A 19357-nucleotide genomic window follows, 5' to 3' on the forward strand; every position below is an offset into this window, starting at 1 on the left:
AGGCGAGGCCAGGTATGCGGCCTCGATCGTGCCATCCCAGATGTTCGCTTACCTCGTCACTCCCGCCGGCCAAGCTCCCCGCGACTGCCGGTACTCCGTCGCCTCGGCGGCCTCAGTGAACTCCAGCAGGTTGCCCACCTTCTCTAGGAGCACCTCCCGCACCTCACCTGGTGTGGCGAAGAAGAACTCCTTCCGGAAGTTCGCTTGATTCAGCGCTCGCGATGCGAAGTGCTTGTGAAGTTCGTTCTCGAGAGTCACGGCATCCTCCGAGAAGTACAGGGTGTGCACGTCGAATCGGAACGGCACGGATGCTCCGCTGAGCTCCGCAATCCGCTCCAGCGGGCGAAGTCGTCGGGTGAGACCGATCTTCACTACCTGGTGTCCGAATGCGCCTTCATTCGAGATCACGTACACATAGCCGGCTCGAACATTCGCCGCCCTGAAGTCGTTCTCCACGATGGCTTCGTCGATGGCGGCGAGTCGGCGCAGGAGATCTTCATCCTGCTCGCCCTTCGCGGCCATGGCCTCGATCGCGTAGGCGATGTGAGCTCGCTCCTTGTCGAGCTTTGCGCGCTCTTCCTCCAGCTCCCGCCGGACCTTCTCTTCTTCCTTCAGCCGCGCACGCTCTTCGCGAGCGTCCTCTCGCTCCTGCTGTTTCTTCATCAGCCAGTCGGCCGTGAGTTCGATCTCCTCGATACGCAGCTCGTGAAAGGCATCGTCGATCCGCATCTCCATGAGTGCGCCGAGTCTCGCGATGGCTGTCCGCGACGCTTCGAGCCGTCGCTTCGCGGTGATGACGTTGCCGGCTCGGAGAGTGCGGAGGGCGTTGTCCGTCTCAGCGTTGTAGGCCCGCAGCATCAGCTTGCCGAGGTCGGAAGTCATCTTCCGGCCCTGCGCGAGCGAGTTGTTGAAGGTGAACAACTCGCTCTTCGCGATCGCTCGATCACTTTTGATCACGTCCGCGATGCGCGTTTCCAAGTCGGCAAGCCGCTCCTGGTAGGCCGCCGCTGACTCCAACGGATGGTGATAGCGATAGATGCCGACATCCTGCAGCACTCGCGCATCATCCAGTTCGATGCTCGCGTCGGGGGAGTCCGAGTTCGCGGCCCGTTGACGCAATGCAGCGTTCTCAGCTTCGAGGTACGCGATGCGGGCCGCGTACGAGGAGGCGTCAGCCTCAGCGCGAACATCCTCGCGTTCGGTTCTGGCGGGTGGAGTGGGAACAGCGCTCGGCGCCGCATCGTCGATCCACAGCTGCCAGCCGTCGGGAGCCGGTGGCCAGGACGGATCGGGTGTCCACCCTGCAGGCGGTTGCCATCCGAGAGGAGGCTTGGGCCATCCGGGCGGGGGATTGAAGGCGACAGGCATCTCCGTCAGGCCTTCCGAACTCCCGTGGTGCTGATCGGGGTCAGCGCGAACGGATTCTTTGAGACACCTGCTCGGAGGTGCTCGAGCGTCGCCGAGGGAGTCACGGCAGACAGATCGAGTTCCATGAACGGTGCGCGTGCGACCGACGCGACCACGAACGGCACGTAGACCTCGCGCCCGGTGGCCGGACTGATCGTCTCCGTTCCCAGTTCCAGCGAGATCGCCTGGACCAGTCCTCGGCGGTCGGCCTCGAAGACCTCATGCAGACTGCGGAGCGAGACGTTATTGACCACGCCCAAGTAGCGGTCCTTCTGGTCTTTCTGAGACAGATCGGACGAGGTGATCTCATCGCTCGCCTTCACATATCGATAGGTCTTGATGGTGGGTATTGCCGCCGGGCCGGGAATGACGACGCGCAGTCTCAGCTCGGCATTCGAGGGGTCGAACGTCGCCTCATGGGAGACGGGAAAGTCTTCGGGGTACACAGAGTTCGCGAGCACGATCCCGACGTACTCCTGCACGGCCTCGACCACTCCGTAACCCAGAGCTGCGATCAGTTCGTCGAGTTCAGCGTTCTGCTTGGATGCCTCGGTGTCCCGCGCCTCACATTCGATTCGGTACGTCTCGAGCGCCTGGTCCAGCGCGTGCTGGCGCTTCCGTTCGGCCTCTTCGTACTGCGCCTGCTGGCTGGCCCGCCGACCGGGAAGCTCCTGGGTGTATGCCTGCCACGCGTAGTAATCGGTCGCGTACTGCGCCTCGACGGCTGCCTGCGCGTCGGCGATCTTCTTTTTCCGCCCGAACAGCCCGGTGGGTTCCTGTGGCTCGCGCTTCACCGGCAGAGGGGGATCCGGGATGGGCGCCGGTGCGGGAATCGGCACGCGGAGGTCGTCACGCGGGAATGGAGGGTGCTGAACGACCACCCGCAGGCTCTCGAGGTCGACGAAGTCATCGATGGCGAGCGTCGCGGTCAGCAAGCCGTCGATCTCGGCGTAGGTCTCCGTGAGCCGCACATTCCGGCTGTTCACTTCGGCTTGCATCGCTTCGATGTGCGCTGTGGCCGCTTCCTTCTCTAACCGCTTGCGGTCGGCCTCCGAGGCGCGAAGATAGGCGGCCTGAGCACGCTCGGCGGAGCGCTGCGCAGCCTGTGCCTGTCGCACCGAGGCGTCGTACTGACGTTGTGCTGCTCGATCGCGCTGCTCTGCGAGCCTCACTTGGCGCTGGTACTCGGCCAGAAATCCTCGTCGTCGAGCCATGATGGTCCCCCCTCAGGTATCACTGCTCGCATTCTACGGGCGTCGATCGGTACCTCCGTCGCCAGAGCCTCGCTGCTAGCCTGGCCGCATGGCCACCCCCACCATTCACGAAGCCCTGGCCGCCTTCGTGGCCGAGCGCGACTGGGCCCAGTTCCACACCCCCGAGAACCTCGCGAAGAGCATCTCCATCGAGGCCGCCGAACTGCTTGAGCTCTTCCAGTGGTCCCCGGATGCGGGCGAGCAGCAGATCCAAGACGAGCTCGCCGACGTGCTCACCTACGCCTACCTCCTCGCCGCCCGCCTCACGCTGAACCCCGACGACATCGTCCGCACCAAGCTCGCGAAGACCCGGGAGAAGTACCCCGTCGAGAAGTCCCGCGGCACGTCCACGAAGTATGACCAGCTCTGAGATCGTCCGCCTCCCGTTCGCTAAGGCCGAGGTCGGCGTCTGGGCGCGAAGCGGCGACAAGCGCATCACCAACTGGCCGGTCGACTACATACTCGACGTAGTCGTCCGCGAGGCCCCCCCCGATAATGGTGCCCGGGTTTTACGAGACGAGCAGTTTGCCCCTAGACCATAATCGGGCCGCCGAGGTTCGTAAGCAGCTGCCGGACATCATCTCGGATATGGTCCGGATATATGTCCCGACTCCAGGGGCGCATGAAGCCCGAGGAACTGGTCGCGCTGAACATCGGCTCCAACGACTCCAACGCATGATGACGACCGTTAGATACTGCAGCGGCCAGCCAAGTTACGAATTGCACAAGAGGGACGCCCTTCGTGCTGGAGTTGGCATCGTGATAGTTGAAGGTGCTTACAGGACTCCAATCGGCGGTGGGCGTGCCAACGGGTGCAAGCGAGATTCGCGAGCCGCTGAAGAACGCTTTGTTCGCTATCAGGAGAGCGTCCAATTCTTCGCGAGGGTGCGAGACCAGCGGCGGGCTGCTTTCCTCGGTCAGGTCAATGTAGAGCTCTCTCATCGCCGTGCCGAAGTCGTCGCTTGACTTGAATAAATCTGTGGAGTGTGAAAGCAGACCGAAGGGAAATGGGCCCCGTAGTGCCTCTTGGACGTTTTGCGGGGTGGCGCCAGCGACCTCAACGAGCAACTTCTTCTGTTGTATCGCTTCGATGATGTCCTTTTTTCGAAGGGTTAATTTGGATGAGAACGCGGCAGCCACACCGCTGGCCAATATTTCAGGCTCCGAGTGCAGATGTTGAGGATAGTCCGGCCTCAAGAGGATGACATCGACCTCGTTGGAGGTTCCTCCCGGCCCGACCACGTACTTGCGAGTGACGACGGGCCATCCGGGGCCCCATTGCTCTAAAAGGCCGGCCCAGGTCGCCTCACCTCCGTGCCCGGCTCGCTGTGAGTCGCCCGAAACGGCCTGCGCGTGTGCGTGATCGTAATCATCCTGAACACTTTGCGTGGCTCGGTCGAGGAGAGCCGAGAATTTGCTCATGTCTTCATTTCTTTTCGTGCTGGATAGGTTCCGGAGACGCTATCGGCTTTGAGACGCATGTTCCACATATTGATCGACGCCTCGTCGATAGTCCGCAGCACCACGGTCATCCAGGGCGACCCCGGCACCGGCAAGACCGTCGTCGCGATCTACCTGCTCAAGCTGCTCGCCGACATCCGCTCGTCGACCGGCCTCGACGCCCTCGACGAGGACGGCGACTCCCTCTTCTCCGAGTTCTTCACCGACGAGCACCGGATGCTCCTCCGCGACCTCCGCATCGGCTTCGTCATCCCGCAGCAATCGCTCCGCAAATCGGTGCAGAAGGTCTTTCGCAAGACCCCCGGTCTCGACCCGTCGATGGTGCTGACGGCGTTCGACGTGGGGGAGTCGGCGACCGACTTCGACCTGCTCATCGTCGATGAGACGCACCGCCTGAACCAGCGCGCGAATCAGCCGGCGGCGGCGCTGAATATCAAGTTCCGCGACATCACGACGAAGCTGTTCGGCCACGACGACACGTCGAAGACCCAGCTCGACTGGATCACGGCCAAGAGCACCCACCAGATCTTCCTGGTCGACCCCGCGCAGAGCGTGAAGCCGGCCGAATGGCTATTCCAATAGCCGCTTTTCCCTGACCTTCAATCGTGTGCGGCCAGTTCGACGACCCGGGGACTCCCGGTCATCGTCTCTGCTTTATCCCTCTTCTGGAAATTCCGGATCTTCCAGGCCTGCCTCGAACGGCCGTTCGAGGAGGGCGACATCTTCGTTTGCATCAGTCCACACAGGGAAGATGCTGGACTGGGTATTGCATGAGATCTTTCCTGATTGAGACCGCTCGACTCGGCTTAGCGCGTCGCTAGCGTCGCCTCGTAACCTCGGCGGTCAAGTCATCGACGGACTTTACAAGGTCGTCGAAGGTTTTTGTCACCGGCCAAATGCGAGTCTCGTTAATGTCCCAGTCGAGAACCGCATCACTTGAGAGCGCCTTCCCGCCGATACCTTCGAATTCAATATGAGCGTGATGCTCACTTGGCAAGCCTTTGCCAAATCGCCTATGGCTACCGTCGAAGAACGTCCGCCATTCTTGTCCAGGAGCGAGAATCGGAAAGACGTCAGGGAAACGCACGACCCTATTTCGTCCTTCTTCAACGGTGGACCGCTGGGGAGGAGGATCGACGCTTAGACGCACGTTCCTTGCTGCCGTCTGCCCGAAGTTCTTGATCACGATGTCGGTATAGGTGGGGCCGAAAGCACTGTCATCCGCATAGATGACGATGTACGGCTGAGCACGCTCTATGTCGAGCTGTTGTGCAAGCTGGCGTGCTCTGGACGCCTCTTTCAGCTGCCCTCGGGCATACCAAATCGCTACCAGGGCAACGAGCGCCGTGACGACGGTAGCGATGGCTGACAGCCAGTCGGTGACAGACGGCCCCGATCCCTCGATGGCCTGCAGCAGGCGCTCGAACATGTCGTCGAACTGATCTGGGGTCATTGCCCGATTCTGGCAGGATCTGCGCTCTGAATCACTTCCACCTTCTTATCGTCGACGACACGCATCGCCCCATCCAGCGCGCGAATCAGCCGGCGGCGGCGCTGAACATCAAGTTCCGCGACATCACGACGAAGCTGTTCGGTCACGACGACACGTCGAAGACCCAGCTCGACTGGATCACGGCAAAGAGCACCCACCAGATCTTCCTGGTCGACCCCGCGCAGAGCGTGAAGCCGGCCGACATCCCGATCGCGGCCCTCGAGCGGCTCGTCGCCGACGCCAAGGCAGTCGACCATCATCACCCTCTTCTTTCGCAGATGAGGGTGCGTGCCGGTTCCGACTACGTCGGTCACGTGAGACGGATGCTCGGTGCCGCAACAGGGTCAGGCTGGCCCGCATCCGTCCCCGACTTCGGCGACTACGACTTCCGCATGTTCGACGACGTCTCCGAGATGCGTGCCGAGATCGTGCGCCGAGACCGCGAGGTCGGCCTCTCACGCCTGGTCGCGGGCTACGCCTGGGAGTGGAAGACGAAGGGCAGCAAGCCGGGCCACGACATCGAGATCGGCGAGCTGCGGATGCGCTGGAACAGCACCCAGACCGACTGGATCGCGTCGCCGGGTTCGCTCGACGAGGTGGGTTCGATCTATACCGTGCAGGGCCACGACCTCAACTACGCCGGCGTGATCATCGCACTTCCCCGCCTTCACTTCTGTACCTGGTCACGTACGTGACGTCGTCACCTTCGGCAAGATGTGAGTGCAGGATCGCCTCATCCCCATCGACATCGATCAATGATGCCAGCGTCGAGCTGATGTGCTGGATGATCGCAGTCTTAACTCTCTCAACGGACACTGGTGTCCAGACGCAAATTTCGGCCAATTCCGAAGTCACGACGACTGGATGTTCCAGTGCGTTGCTGTTTACCTCTACCTCCAGGCCCGTGGGCCCCTGGCGGGGCACGAGGTGTAGTTCGATTTCATCCACGGAGAATGTACATGCCAATCGACTTGTGTCTACTATCCGGATTAGTTGCAGGTCGCCTTCCAGAAGTCGCCAGCGCAGCTCCGCAGGGAGCGGGTAATTCGATGGGGATGGCCGGCGGTGGGACGAAGACTCGACTAGTTCATTCAGAAAGGCGAAAGCAATAGCGCTATCTCCCTCGATCTGCGGCATTGCGCTTTGAATGGCGGAGAGCAATGCGGATCGATCGGCGTCCTTCGCGCAGGCAAGCAACACATCTCGGTCACCCAGCTCATGCGTAGCGATCCCATGTGGCGACGTGATACTTGCCTCTAGTAGCAGCGCCACTTGCTCATAGTCGGGTTCCGGCAGATCGTAGGCGACGGCAACTCGAGTTTTGTCGCCCTCATCGACAAAGCTGGACTGGAGGTAGCGCGCCGCTTGCTCACCGCGAGCCTTTTGTCTAGCGAGGCGGCCAGAAGGTGTGCCTGACGGAGATGGCCGATTCTTGCACTCGACGATAGCGATGCTGTTCTCGCCCACAGCGATGATGTCTCCAACCCCGATGAGTGTTGTCAGATCAGCCAGGATTGGGATCGAGCCCGCAAGCTTTATCTCGCGAGCTCGTTCGAACACGAACTCGAAATCGTCTCCCTGTGAGGCGATGTGAGCCGGTTTGCCCGGGGCCCGAGAGAGAGTACGGATCGTGTGGGCGGGTAGTAGCTCATGTACGAGGGCGTCCCCGATGACGCGGAGGAGATGACGGTGACGCTTCGCATCGTCACGATTTTCGCCGCGCGACTCATGCTCTCCACTAATAATCGCGTTCGCTAGCCGTCGTTGCCAGGCCAACACATCGCCAGTGCGAGGTAGTGCACAGAACTCCGCCAAGAGTTCTTTACGCTCTTCGGCGAATCCACGTTGCTCGAGCTGAGATTCATCATGATCAGAAATTGGAGGCTCTATTCGCGATGCCCTTTGGTGATGGTGATGCATCCTCGAGAGATGAGAATCATCGATTGGACGAAATCGAAGTAGTTCGTCTCGCAGGCTCAGGGCTAGTTAGTCGGCAGAATCGACGTAGTTCTGGAGGAGTTCCTTCACAACGTCGGTCAGTGTTCGGCCCTGCCGCGCCGCTTTTGCCTGAGCCGCCGAGTAGAGCTCGGGCGGAATCCGGAAAGACCTGTGTGGCGTCTTGGGCTGATTGGGCATTGACCAATGGTGCCAGAGGTTCACGGCTTGCGGGGTGTACATCCACCTCGTATCATTGGTGGTATGACACCCTCAACCATGTTCAGCTCTTTGATCGTTCCGACGTATCTCGCCGATGAGTTCAGGCGCCGGGCGCACAGTGATGGTGTGTGCGCCAATGAAGCCCTCATTCACTTGCTCTCCGACTGGGTGAATGATCCCGAACCAAAGTCTGATTGGAAGGACCTGGCGAAGTCTCTCTACGAGTCCGAGCAAGACATCGCTTGCAGTGGCGATGCTGGCGGCGACGTACTGCTGCTTGATCGGGGGTATACCGCGGGCCAACTTCGCCGATGCCGAAACTGTGGGATTCGCGTGCCAAAGGTTGTTCGGATCATGCCATGGAAGGCTTGCTCAGAGGACTGCGCCGACACCCTCTGGATTAGGGCCAACGATTGCGAGATCGAAGCGTTGTAAATTGAAAGTTCTGTGTCTTAGCCTAGATCGCGTAGTGCTATGGGTCGTGACCAATCCCGACGTGATAGGCGCCGGGGACTGCTGTACGAAAAGATGACTCTGGCACTTATCCATCCAACGGGCCCCTGCGACTCTACGCCGGCGGCTAGAGCGTAGCTGCCGTGCACGAGTGGTGTGCTCAGTAGATCGTTGGAGCGGGCTCGAGCGCTGGGGTCCGCGCTGCAGCGGCGGTGAGCATCGTCCGCAAGGTCGCAGGCTCCAAGCAGGCCCGCAACAACGCGCTCCTCGCGACGATGACGTGCTGGACGCTGCGGGCGCGCTATTGTTGGCAGCCGCCACGCCTGTCACGCGTACTTGTGGATGGTGTCTGGGCGCCTCGGTACTCTGAGGGTGAACCATCTTCCTGGGAATCCGGGAAGCGACGAAGGAGCGCCGTGACCCGGATTTTCGACAACATCGAGCTTCGCCTCGGCGAGCACCTCCAGGCGACGCTGAACGACTTTGATCGGATGGATGTCGCGGTCGGGTACTTCAATCTTCGGGGCTGGAGCGAGTTCGATCAGATCGTCGCGGCCAGAGAGGCCTCGGGGGCGCCCGTTGCGCGGATCCTCATCGGAATGGTCTTCGCCGGACCCGAAGAAGAGACGCTCGACCAGCTTCAGGCGACCGTAGACGGGCAGCCGCGCCCTGATGCGGATGCGCAGATTTCGAAGGAGCGGAAGGCGCAGCTCCTCGACCATTTACGGGTGCAGCTGATGCGAGGAGTTCCTACGGCCGCCGATCGCAAGACGCTCGCGTCCCTTCGCGAGCATCTGGAGGCCGGCAAGGTCGAGGTGCGGGTATTCACGCGTCGTCCGCTCCACGGCAAAACCTTCATCTTCCATCGCCATGATCTCAACTCGCCGATCATGGGATTCGTCGGCAGCAGCAACCTGACTGCGCCGGGGCTGAACTCGAACCTCGAACTCAACGTAGACGTGCCGGATTCGTTTGGTGGCGGCAAGGATCTTGCGGCGTGGTTCGAAGCTCGATGGAACGACCCGCACAGCCGAGTCGTCACTGCTGATTTGCTGGCGCTGCTTGATGAGTCGTGGGCTTCGGTGAAACCAAAGCCTCCCTACGAGGTGTTCCTCAAACTTTGTTACGACCTTTCGCGTGATGTTCGAGAAGGCCAGGACGAGTACTCCGTCCCGCTCGAGGTGCAGTCCGAACTTCTCGAGTACCAGGCAACGGCCGTGCGCACACTTGCGCGCAGGATCGTCACGCGCGGCGGCACCATGCTGGGCGATGTGGTCGGTCTCGGCAAGACAATTACTGCCGTCGCGGTCGCGCTGATGCTTCGCGAGGAGCACGGGTATCTTCCCCTGGTCGTCTGCCCGAAGAACTTAAAGCAGATGTGGGAGGACTACTTCGACGCCTACGAGGTTCCAGGACGTGTCGTCTCCTACACCGAGGCGCACAACGTGCTGCCGGCGATCAGTCGCTACCGGTTCGTCATCATCGATGAATCCCACACGCTCCGAAACGACAAGCGGCGTGACTATCAGGCCGTGCTGGAGTACATCGATCGGGTTGGGGCGAAGGCGCTGCTGCTGACGGCGACGCCGTATAACCGACGCTTCGAGGACGTGGCAAACCAGCTCGGACTCTTCATCCAGCCCGATGAGGATCTTGGCATCTCGCCGGTCAACGCGCTCGCGGCGGATCCGAGGCTCGCTGACCGCGTTGATGGCAAGGTCACCACGCTGCAGGCGTTCAAGCGATCCGAGGATGCGGACGACTGGAAGCGACTCATGAGCGAGCACCTGGTGCGGCGCACCAGGACGTTCATCAAGAACAACTACTCCGAGACTGACGACGACGGATCGAAGTACCTCCGGTTCGCTGACGGCACCAAGTTCCGATTCCCCGACCGTGTTGCTCGTCCGATCGACCACCCGTTCGAGCACGGCGATCCTGCCGCGCTGATGGTCAGCGATGAGACGCTCAACACCCTGCAAAACCTCATACTTCCGCGCTACTCGCTCACCGCGTACGTCGACGAGAAGCGCAAGTCCGAATGGTCGGTGGAGGACAAGGGGATCGTCGAAAACCTGCGTCGCGCGCGAGGTCAGGTGGCAGGCTTCGTGCGCACCACGCTGTATAAACGACTTTCGTCGGGTGGCTATGCGTTCACGCTTTCGCTACGGCGTCACGTCGCGCGGAACGAATTGTTCCTCTACGCGATCGATAGCGGCCTTCCGTTGCCGACCGGCACTATCCAGGAGGCGGATCTCTTGGACGACGACGACATCATCGAACACGAGGTGGATGACATGGAGCGGCTTGGGGATGCGGCCGCGCAGCGCTATCAGGCGTTGGTCGATGCGGATCCTGCCTACGTGACGTGGATCCGTCCGGAACTGTTCACTCCGGGCCTAAGAGACGCACTGCGCGCCGATACCGAGGCGCTTGCCGCCCTCCTGGACGCGTACGGGCCGTGGGAAATCGGACGCGACTCTAAACTAGCCGCGCTTGCCAGGTTGATCGCGGACGAGCACCCAGGCGACAAGGTCCTGGTCTTCACGGAGTACAAAGACACCGCCAACTACGTCGCGACCGCCCTCCGTTCAATGGGGATCGATGCCGTGGATTCCGCAACAGGAGACGACGAAGATCCCACTCAGCTCGCACGTCGCTTCTCTCCCCGTTCGAACAGGCTGCGCGGTAAGGGCGACGTCGAACGCGGGGGTGATGAGCTTCGTGTGCTTATCTCCACTGATGTCCTCAGCGAAGGACAGAACCTCCAGGACGCGCACATCGTCGTCAACTACGACTTGCCGTGGGCTATCGTCCGTCTGATTCAGCGCGCTGGTCGTGTCGACCGTGTTGGGCAAGAGTCTTCCGAAGTCCTGCTCTACTCGATCTTCCACGGATCTCTGAACAACGTCCTTTCGCTTCGTCAGCGCATCGCAGACCGACTGCAGCAGAACGCGCAGGCCTTCGGCTCCGACGAGCAGTTCTTCGGCTCTGAGGACGAGGTTCGGGCGATCAACGACCTCTACAACGGCACCCTCGACGAGGCCGAGGACGTTGAGGACATCGACGCGGCGAGCCTGGCGTATCAGTACTGGAGTAACGCACTGGAGCAGACCCCGGATGCCGCAGAGCGTGCTCGTCGCCTGCCGGATCTGGTCGACGCGACCCGCGCAAAGCGTGTCACCGACATTGAACCGGGGGTCGGCTGCTACATCCGCACTGAGGCCGGCATCGACGGCTTTGGGTGGACTACTCCCGCCGGTGAAACTCGACTTCTGACAGGATTCGAGGCGCTCCGTGTCTTCGAGAGCAGCCCGGACGAACCCTCGGTGGAGCGGCTGCCGAACCAGGACGAGTTGATTACCGATCTCGTGCGTGGCCCTCTCGCCAACCCGATCGTCGCCGCGGGGCGTCTCCGAGGGGTTCGGCGACAGATCTGGAAGCGACTCGGCGAGAGCCTCTTCGATTTCGGGCCCGAGGCATCAGCAGCGCTTGATCTGCTCTACCAGCACCCGCTGACCAACGAAGCAGACCGACGGCTTCGCAACGCCGTACGCAACGGCGCGTCGGATGACGAGCTTGCCAGCCGTGTCGCCGCATTGGCTCGGGAGGACAAGCTCGTCATCGAACGTCGATCGGGCAACGACTCCATTCGCATCGTGAGCACCATGGGAGTGAGTTAGCCGTGGGCAATTCCGAATTTCTGGATCTCGTCGATCGGCGGGACTTCCGAGACCTCTTCGTGGACCGCCTGGGGTGGAGCAACCCAGATCAGAGAGACTTCGAGGTGGCCACTGAGAGCGGCACGTACCGACTGACGCAGGTTGCTGGGTTCAAAGGCCTGCGCGTGTGGTTCCACGATGGAATGCCTTCGCGGTCGGAGCAGCGTCTGATCGACCAGACGATCGGTGCGAAGAATCTCGAGCGCCTCGTCATATTTGCGGACGAGCAGAGCCAGGCATGGCGGTGGCCACGACGGGCGCAGATGGGAGGCGCCAACGCAAAGCTTGTCCTTCACGAGCGCCGAATCGGTGACAGCGACGCCCGACTTGTCCGCCAGCTTCAGGCCATCACGATCGGCTTCGACGAAGAACTGACGCTTGTCGATCTCCTCTCGCGGATGCGCGGAGCGTTTGATCACGAAGCGGAAACCACCGCTGCCCAGGCCGCTCGACTCATGAACATGCTCTACGCCGAGCTCGAAACCTCCGGGTGGAACCAACACAACTCGACGTTGCTCCTTGCTCGGCTCCTCTTTCTTTACTTCGCCGACGACTCAGGCATGTGGAAGCACCCAGTCCGCCCCGACCAGTTCCAGGCCTTCCTTGTTGACAACACCACGGCGGATACTTTGGCTGATGATCTGAGTGCACTGTTCGAGGCACTTAGCCAAGAGCGGCGCCGGCCTGGGCTGCCGGAAGTGGTCCAAGAGTTTCGATACGTCAATGGCGGGCTATTCACTGACGAGTTCACCATGGGACCGCTCACTCATGCGTTCCGTACTGAACTGATCGATGCGGGCGACTTCGACTGGTCGGTCATCTCGCCGGCCATCTTCGGCTCAATGTTTCAGACGGTGAAAGACAAGAAGTCTCGGCGCCACGGCGGCGAGCACTACACGACTGAGGAGAGCATTCTTCGCACGATCGAGCCGCTGTTCCTCACTGAGTTCCGGCAACGCTTGGAAAGCAGTCGGAACGATCGCGGGCAACTCACAAAACTTCACAACGATCTCGGGCGAGTTCGAGTGCTCGACCCTGCGTGCGGATGTGGCAACTTCCTGATCGTTGCCTACCGCGAGCTTCGTGCGCTCGAACTCGACCTACTTCTTCGACAGCGTCAGCTTGACCTGCAAGACAAGGGCAAAGACTTTGCTCAGCTCTCGTTCGATGTCACCGGCCATCTCAAAGTCCGTCTCGATCACTTCTATGGCATCGAGATTGAGGAGTGGCCTGCCCGCATCGCCGAGACCGCGATGTTGCTTGTCGATCACCTCGCCAACCAGCGAATGGAACAGGACTTTGGGTATGCCCCCGACCGCCTGCCCATTCGGATCGCGCCGACTATTCTCAAGGGGAATGCTCTCCGGGCGGATTGGCGCAAGCTGGTAGAACCTACGCCCGACGTCATCATTGTTGGCAACCCGCCGTTTATCGGCCAGTACACGAAGACCGCTGAGCAAACGGCCGACGTACGCAGAATCTGGGGAGCCCGCTACAACGGGTATCTAGACTACGTCACCTGCTGGTACGCGCTAGCGGCTGAATACTTCGGAGACTTGGCGGGGAGGTGGGCATTCGTCTCCACAAACTCGATATCTCAGGGCGAAGCCGCGGAGCACTTATGGCGTCCGATTTTGGAAGCGGGGTGGCGGTGTAGATTCGCGCATCGATCCTTCCAATGGGTAACTGAGGCGCCAGATGGCGCCGCGGTTCACGTATCGATCATTGGCTATGACAAGCGGACGGTTCCGAAGGCGGTGCTGTGGACTTACCCCGAGGGAGGGAGAGGTGAAGGCACCCCGGCGGACGTTCCTAACATCAATCCCTACCTCCTGCCCGCTTCAAACGTCTTCGTTTCAAGTTCGACTCGTCCTGTTGTTCCATGGCTACCGGCAGTGACTAAGGGCAGTCAACCAACTGATGACGGGAACTTCTTTGTCGAGGCCAGCCAACTTGCGCGGGTACGTGCTGACGGCGTAGCAGCGAAGTACCTTCGACAGTTCGTTGGCGCTAGGGAGCTGCTGCACGACATCGAGCGCTGGTGCATTTGGCTCGAAGCGATCGACGATGCCGAGATCGCTGCGAGCGAGTTCTTGACCGAGCGAGTAGCGGCCGTGCGTGAATTCCGCCTCAATAGCAAAAAGGCCGCAACCCGCGCAAAGGCCGCAACCCCGCATCTCTTCGATGAGAGGCGACAGCCGCGCACGAGCTATCTTGGCATTCCGCGCCATGTGGGTCAGACGCGGGAGTTCTTTACAGCAAAGCGACTACCGCCAGAGGTAATTTGCGGTGACGCCAATTTTATGGTTGAGGACGCCGACGGGTTTGCGCTCGGTGTTCTGTCTTCATCAATGTTCATTCTCTGGATGCGCGGCGTTGGTGGACGGATTAAGTCCGACCTTCGATTCTCAAACACGTTCGTGTACAACTCGTTCCCGCTGCCTCCCGTCAGCGAGCAGCGGCGACGCGCGTTGGTAAAAGCCGCGGCCCAGCTGGTTGCCGCGCGCGGGAGATATAGCAACGAGTCGCTGGCGGATTTGTACGAAATTGGCCGAATACCCGAGCCTGTTCGTCAGGCTCACGCTGCAATTGATGCCGTCATCGACGCAGTGTTCGGCGTTCAGCCGGAGTCGACCACGGAGGCGCGCCAGCGACTCATGTTGAGGCGTTACTCGAAGCTGACACAGCAGGATCCGCCTGAAGGCGCACTTTTCGACTTCGATGACTTCGTGAGCCCGTAGCCTCCGACAGTTCCCGTTCGGTGAACCAGGAGCCGCAATGACACGCCAAGAGTGAAAGTGAGTGCGTAATATACTGACTAACGGCTAGTCTGAGTTCATGACCGCAGAAGATGAAGCCCTCGCCGCTCTCCAGGCATCCGCGCTCCTCGATGTCTTGAAGTGGGGAGCGCCGGTGTCGTTCGAGGCGACGGATCAGCTCTACGACGAAGACCAGGGCCACGATCAGGGCGTCGTCGGCTACCTCAATTTCAAGCACCTCCAGGATCTCATCGATCGGGCGACCTCCAACGGACGGTTCAAGTTGGGCGAGGGACTCGACAGCCTCGGTGGAGACGTGCTCAAGCGCGGCATCACGCCGCAGGCGTTCAACGCGATGCCGCACCTCGCGGCGGGCGTCGTTGTGCGTCGGGACTACAAGCAGTCTCCTGGCTGGGCGGTGGAGGGCTACCGGGTGCTGTTGCAGTCCTACCCCTTTGGCAAGGTCGACGACATCAAGTGGGTACAGCGTAGTGACGCGAAGAGGCGCGTCGCGGATCAGCTGTTCGTCGGCGACAACACGCTCTTCAGCGACGAAGAGTTCGGTCTCGAATCGATCCCGGGTATCCCGGACGACGACGACTTCTCCGGCGTGACGCTGATCGCGGCCCACGCCTTCAACCCGACCACCAAGCAGTTCGAGCTCTACATCGGCCAGAGCAAAAATCCGGAGCACGTAGACGACTCCTGCTGGCACTGGAAGAAGCTGCTGCTCTCCGGCGGTACCCCGACGGGCGGCACGGGCCTGCCAGTCGCGCCAACGATGCCGAGCGGTGGCGCTTCGACGGATGTCGAGGACGTGCCGGTGCGGATCAAGCGAACGGGCGCGGGCGAAGGGTCGGGCGCGGCGAATGGTTGAGGCGCGTCGGCCGTCCCAGACGCTCGCCGCCGCAGCCTCGTTCTTCAACGGTGAGCGCCTCACCATGGCGCGTCAGCTCAAGGGGCTCAAGAAATCCCACCTCGCGGCGCTCATCGAGATGTCGCCGGCGTCCGTCACGGCCTGGGAGAGCGGCGCCAAGCAGCCCAATCGTGCGACGGTGGCCAAGCTTGCGCTAGCGCTTCAGGTCGAGCCGCAGTTCTTTGGGGGAGGAGCGCCGCCGAAGACAAACAAGCCGCACTTTCGCTCGCTCCGCTCGACGCCCCAGATCGCTCAGGACGAGGCTGAAGCGTACGGCCGGTTCGTAGCTGAGATCGCGGGGATGCTGGAGAACGCCGTCGAGTTTCCAGAGGCGCTCTTGCCAGACCTCCCGGTCGACCCCGATGAGCGTTCGATGACACCCGAAGAGGCCGCACGCGAGGCGCGTGCCTTCTTCGGTGTCGCGCCGGGGCCGGTGCAGCATGTCGTCCGTCTCGTCGAGCGCAGTGGTGTCGTGGTGGTGTTCAGCGAGCCTGGCGTGGCTGCGATCGATGCCTACTCACTGCATTCGGCGACGCGACCGATCATCGTCTTGAACCCCGTGAAGGACGACTACTACCGGCAGCGCTTCGACGTGGCCCACGAGCTCGGCCACCTGATCATGCACCACGACGCCGAGCCCGGCGGCAAGATCGCGGAGGAGCAGGCCAACCGGTTTGCATCTGACTTCCTGATGCCGGCCGAGGAGATCGCGCCATCCCTTCCGACTTCGACCGCGGGCAAGGCGTGGGCGCAGCTTGCAGAGCTCAAGGAGTATTGGGGCGTCAGTCTCGCGGCACTGCTGTATCGGGCTCGTGCGCTGGGGATCATGAGCGACATTTCCTACCGCAACGCAGTCATCCGCATGTCACAAAACGGTTGGCGCCGAGCGGAGCCGGGGCGGATTTCGTCGCTGGAGATGCCCTCGATGCTGCCGCGCGCGCGTGAGGTGCTCTTTGAGGCTGGGGTGGATGAGGCTGCATTCCTCGCTGGTTCGGGGCTACCTGTAGGGCTCTATGCCATCGCTGCGTCGCGCGTTCCGGCGACGGCCGCTCTGAATCAGGCGATGTCGTGAGAGTTGCGAGAATCCGGATCCAGCGCTTCCGCGGCTTTGAGGATGTCGAGCTGGCGCTCCCCGCCGATGTTGTCATTGCGGGGGAACCGCAGGCAGGCCGCAGTGACCTCGTTGAGGCGCTGCGGCGCGTGCTCGACCCGCGCAGCACGCGGGCGCGTGTCAATCCGCTCGACATCCACCGCCCGATCGGAGACGAAACCTTGACTGAGGTGGAGGTGACCCTCCTCAAGCTCGGGGCGCAGCTTGAGACGCTGCTCAGCGACAGCCTCGAAGCATTCGACCCTGAGGCTGCGACGCCCGCAGGGACGGGCGGCGGCGCGGGTGCCGTTCTCGGTGTCCGTCTCTGCTACCGCATCCGCTACGACCTCGATGCCGACAGTGGCGATCACTGGGTCGACTTCCCGGCGAGGAGCGACCCGGCGGCGAACTCATTCAAGCGCGTTGGCCGGATGGAGCGCGAAGCGTTGCCTGTGCAGTTCATCGATAGTGCGCCCGCTCTGCAGCTTCGCGCCGAGGGGGCACTTCGAACCCTGTTGGCCGCATCGGATTCGAGTGGACTCGACGATGCACTCGCTGGACTGGATGACGGTGTGCGCTCAGCGACGGGTGACTTCGCGGGCGCATCCGTCGTGACGGACGTGCTCGATCAGGTACTCGACGCCGGTCCGAAGACACTTTTTGGTGTGGACGATCCCGGCGCAGTTGACTTCGTCGCGGATGACGGCTCGCTCGCAGCCCTTCTTCGCGCGCTGCAGCCTGCGCTGTCGCTCGATGCGGCAGGACCCTTGCCGATCCGTTCGCACGGGTCGACGATCCAGAATGTGTTCTCGGTGGCGGAAGCCATCGCGGCGGCGCGCGCGGCGGAGTCCGGCGTTGTCGTTATCGGTGATGACTTCGGCGATGGTCTGGATGCGTCGTCGTCCGAATACATGGCGAGCCTGCTGCACGCGACGGCGGGCCAGTCCATCCTCACGACGCGTCGCCCAGAAGTTGTCCGCGCCTTCAAGCCAGAAGAACTCATCCGCATGACACGCACCGATGGAGGTCGCGCGCAGCATCAGCTCCCTGACGTAACGGACAAAGCCGCCCGTGTCACGCGTCGGCTCGTGCTCGACCAGCTCCTGGCCGCGCTGAGCGCACGTACGGTCGCGCTAGTCGAAGGCCCCCTCGACGTGGAGGGCTACGGCGCACTGGCGGCGAGGCTGTTCAGGAAGACGGGTGAGCGAAAGCACGGATTGGCAGCGAACGGCATCCGTTTGATCGCGCCACCGGGTACTGACGGGGGTATCTCGCGGCTGCCGGCAATAGCTGAGGTTGCGCTGCAGCTTGGCTTCCATGTGCGTGCGATTGTCGACAACGACAAGCCCCGGCAAGAGGAGCCGGCCGTCGCCGCGCTGGAGGAGCTGACCGAGCAACTTGTAGTGCTTCCTGACCGCACAGCAGTTGAGGCGGCGCTCATTCGAGGAGTACCGGGGGAGAACCTGCGGGAGGTCGTCGAGTCGCTGGCCACGCTCGGCATGCCTCCGCTGCCAGACGATCTCGCGGACGATGAGATCGCCGAACACCTGATCTCCAAGAAGATCCTGAAGAAGCAGGGGCTCGGGCCCGCGTGGGTCGAGGCGCTCACGGTGAAGCCGCCGACTGCCCGCGCCGTGATCGAGGCGCTCTGCGTCGGTGAGCTTGGGCGCATCGACCTTCCTGCGCTCTTATGAACTGGGCAGCCCAGAACCCCGAGCAAGCTCAGGTCGTCGAGACAGAGGCAGAGCTCACGGTTGTGCTCGGAGGCGCGGGGGTCGGCAAGACGACGAGCGCACTGGCGGCCGCAGCCGCGCACCTCGAACGGGTTCAGGATGCGAAGCCCCATGAACGGGTGCTGTTCCTGTCGTTTTCTCGCGCGTCCGTCGCTCGGATCGCATCGGGGACGAGCGAGGTACTAGGGAAGAATGCCGATCGTGTCGATGTGATGACCTTCCACTCCCTTGCTTTCTCGATCGTCCGGAGGTTCGGGAGCATGATCGGCCGCGGAGACGTGGTGCTCGTCAGCCCCGCTAGGGAAAAGCTCGGCCTGGCGGGCAATGAGATCGGCTACGGGAGTCTTCTTCCGTTAGCGCTCGAGATCGCACGAGCGTCGCCCGCGGTCGCGGCGCATCTTCGCTCGCGCTGGGGCCTGGTGATCGTGGACGAATTTCAAGACATCGGCGATGCGCAGCAGCAACTGCTCGAGCTGATCACCCCGAGCAGCCGCATGATTTTGCTCGGCGATCCCAATCAATGCATCTACACATTCCTCGTCGCGGATGGCGTCCGCGTCGAACGAATCAATGAGGCGTGTGCTGCCGCCGGACAGGAACACACGATCGTGCTCCCGGAGACGTCATTCCGTGACCCCTCCGGCGTCATCCCGGCAGTGGCGAACGCCATTCGAACGCGTCAGTTCGATGCGCCAGCGCTGGCGAGTGCCATCGAAGGCGGCCGATTGGTCGTCCGGAGCGGGATTGCACTCAGCGACGAGGCGTCAAGCGTGGCACAGATCGTCACCGAACTCAGTAGTGCCCCGTAGAGTGGTGTAACGAACCCCGAGTAACAACGGCCCCACTGAAAGAACAGCGTGGCCACCGGGGACACCTTCGAGAAGCCTTCTAACTCTCACTCGAAAGGGCATCAC

General features: G+C 61.9%; 14 protein-coding genes. 9 read left to right on the plus strand and 5 right to left on the minus strand.

Annotated features, from left to right (window positions below):
- Nucleotides 1–48: 48 nt before the first annotated feature.
- Nucleotides 49–1368, minus strand: coding sequence for a DUF4041 domain-containing protein (locus Q0D75_RS12675; RefSeq protein WP_291053947.1), 1320 nt, complete (start codon nucleotides 1366–1368; stop codon nucleotides 49–51).
- Between the two features lie 5 nt (nucleotides 1369–1373).
- Nucleotides 1374–2621: a hypothetical protein gene (locus Q0D75_RS12680; protein WP_291053950.1), complete on the minus strand. Its 1248-nt coding sequence runs from the start codon at nucleotides 2619–2621 to the stop codon at nucleotides 1374–1376.
- 88 nt (nucleotides 2622–2709) lie between these two features.
- On the opposite strand from Q0D75_RS12680, the gene Q0D75_RS12685 reads away from it, so the two are divergent.
- Nucleotides 2710–3030, plus strand: a complete 321-nt coding sequence (locus tag Q0D75_RS12685) for a nucleotide pyrophosphohydrolase (RefSeq protein WP_291053952.1) — start codon at nucleotides 2710–2712, stop codon at nucleotides 3028–3030.
- Nucleotides 3031–3191: 161 nt separating this feature from the next.
- Here the strand turns inward: Q0D75_RS12685 and Q0D75_RS12690 are convergent, their stop codons facing one another.
- A complete protein-coding gene (locus tag Q0D75_RS12690; protein WP_291053954.1) occupies nucleotides 3192–4082 on the minus strand; it encodes a DUF6602 domain-containing protein in 891 nt (296 codons plus the stop codon).
- Nucleotides 4083–4139: 57 nt separating this feature from the next.
- Here Q0D75_RS12690 and Q0D75_RS12695 point away from each other — a divergent pair, with 57 nt between their 5' ends.
- A complete protein-coding gene (locus Q0D75_RS12695) occupies nucleotides 4140–4703 on the plus strand; it encodes a DNA/RNA helicase domain-containing protein (RefSeq protein ID WP_291053956.1) in 564 nt (187 codons plus the stop codon).
- 235 nt (nucleotides 4704–4938) lie between these two features.
- Here Q0D75_RS12695 and Q0D75_RS12700 read toward each other — a convergent pair whose 3' ends face one another.
- A complete protein-coding gene (locus Q0D75_RS12700) occupies nucleotides 4939–5574 on the minus strand; it encodes a hypothetical protein (RefSeq protein ID WP_291053958.1) in 636 nt (211 codons plus the stop codon).
- Here Q0D75_RS12700 and Q0D75_RS12705 point away from each other — a divergent pair.
- The gene (locus Q0D75_RS12705; RefSeq protein ID WP_291053960.1) at nucleotides 5574–6308 is read left to right on the plus strand and encodes a DNA/RNA helicase domain-containing protein; all 735 of its coding nucleotides are present in this window, start codon (nucleotides 5574–5576) and stop codon (nucleotides 6306–6308) included. The two genes, Q0D75_RS12700 and Q0D75_RS12705, sit on opposite strands and share 1 nt — an antisense overlap.
- Here the strand turns inward: Q0D75_RS12705 and Q0D75_RS12710 are convergent.
- Nucleotides 6262–7173 carry a hypothetical protein gene (locus Q0D75_RS12710; protein WP_291053962.1) on the minus strand — a complete coding sequence of 304 codons (912 nt, stop codon included), beginning with the start codon at nucleotides 7171–7173 and terminating at the stop codon, nucleotides 6262–6264. The genes Q0D75_RS12705 and Q0D75_RS12710 overlap by 47 nt on opposite strands.
- Before the next feature lie 1466 nt (nucleotides 7174–8639).
- On the opposite strand from Q0D75_RS12710, the gene Q0D75_RS12715 reads away from it, so the two are divergent.
- The 6 genes from Q0D75_RS12715 (at nucleotide 8640) to Q0D75_RS12740 (ending at nucleotide 19252) form a co-directional block, all read left to right on the plus strand.
- The gene (locus tag Q0D75_RS12715; protein ID WP_291053964.1) at nucleotides 8640–11906 is read left to right on the plus strand and encodes a helicase-related protein; all 3267 of its coding nucleotides are present in this window, start codon (nucleotides 8640–8642) and stop codon (nucleotides 11904–11906) included.
- Nucleotides 11907–11908: 2 nt separating this feature from the next.
- Nucleotides 11909–14686, plus strand: a complete 2778-nt coding sequence (locus Q0D75_RS12720) for a DNA methyltransferase (protein WP_291053966.1) — start codon at nucleotides 11909–11911, stop codon at nucleotides 14684–14686.
- A gap of 97 nt (nucleotides 14687–14783) precedes the next feature.
- Nucleotides 14784–15581, plus strand: coding sequence for a hypothetical protein (locus Q0D75_RS12725; RefSeq protein ID WP_291053967.1), 798 nt, complete (start codon nucleotides 14784–14786; stop codon nucleotides 15579–15581).
- Complete coding sequence (locus Q0D75_RS12730) at nucleotides 15574–16692, plus strand: XRE family transcriptional regulator (protein WP_291053968.1); 1119 nt, start codon at nucleotides 15574–15576, stop codon at nucleotides 16690–16692. The genes Q0D75_RS12725 and Q0D75_RS12730 overlap by 8 nt, the downstream gene beginning before the upstream one ends.
- Nucleotides 16689–18404, plus strand: a complete 1716-nt coding sequence (locus tag Q0D75_RS12735; protein WP_291053969.1) for a hypothetical protein — start codon at nucleotides 16689–16691, stop codon at nucleotides 18402–18404. Before Q0D75_RS12730 ends, Q0D75_RS12735 begins: the two co-directional genes overlap by 4 nt.
- Nucleotides 18401–19252: a UvrD-helicase domain-containing protein gene (locus tag Q0D75_RS12740; protein WP_291053971.1), complete on the plus strand. Its 852-nt coding sequence runs from the start codon at nucleotides 18401–18403 to the stop codon at nucleotides 19250–19252. Before Q0D75_RS12735 ends, Q0D75_RS12740 begins: the two co-directional genes overlap by 4 nt.
- Nucleotides 19253–19357: the final 105 nt, after the last annotated feature.

It is taken from the genome of Herbiconiux sp. (genome assembly GCF_023264855.1).
Taxonomy (GTDB): Bacteria; Actinomycetota; Actinomycetes; order Actinomycetales; family Microbacteriaceae; genus Herbiconiux.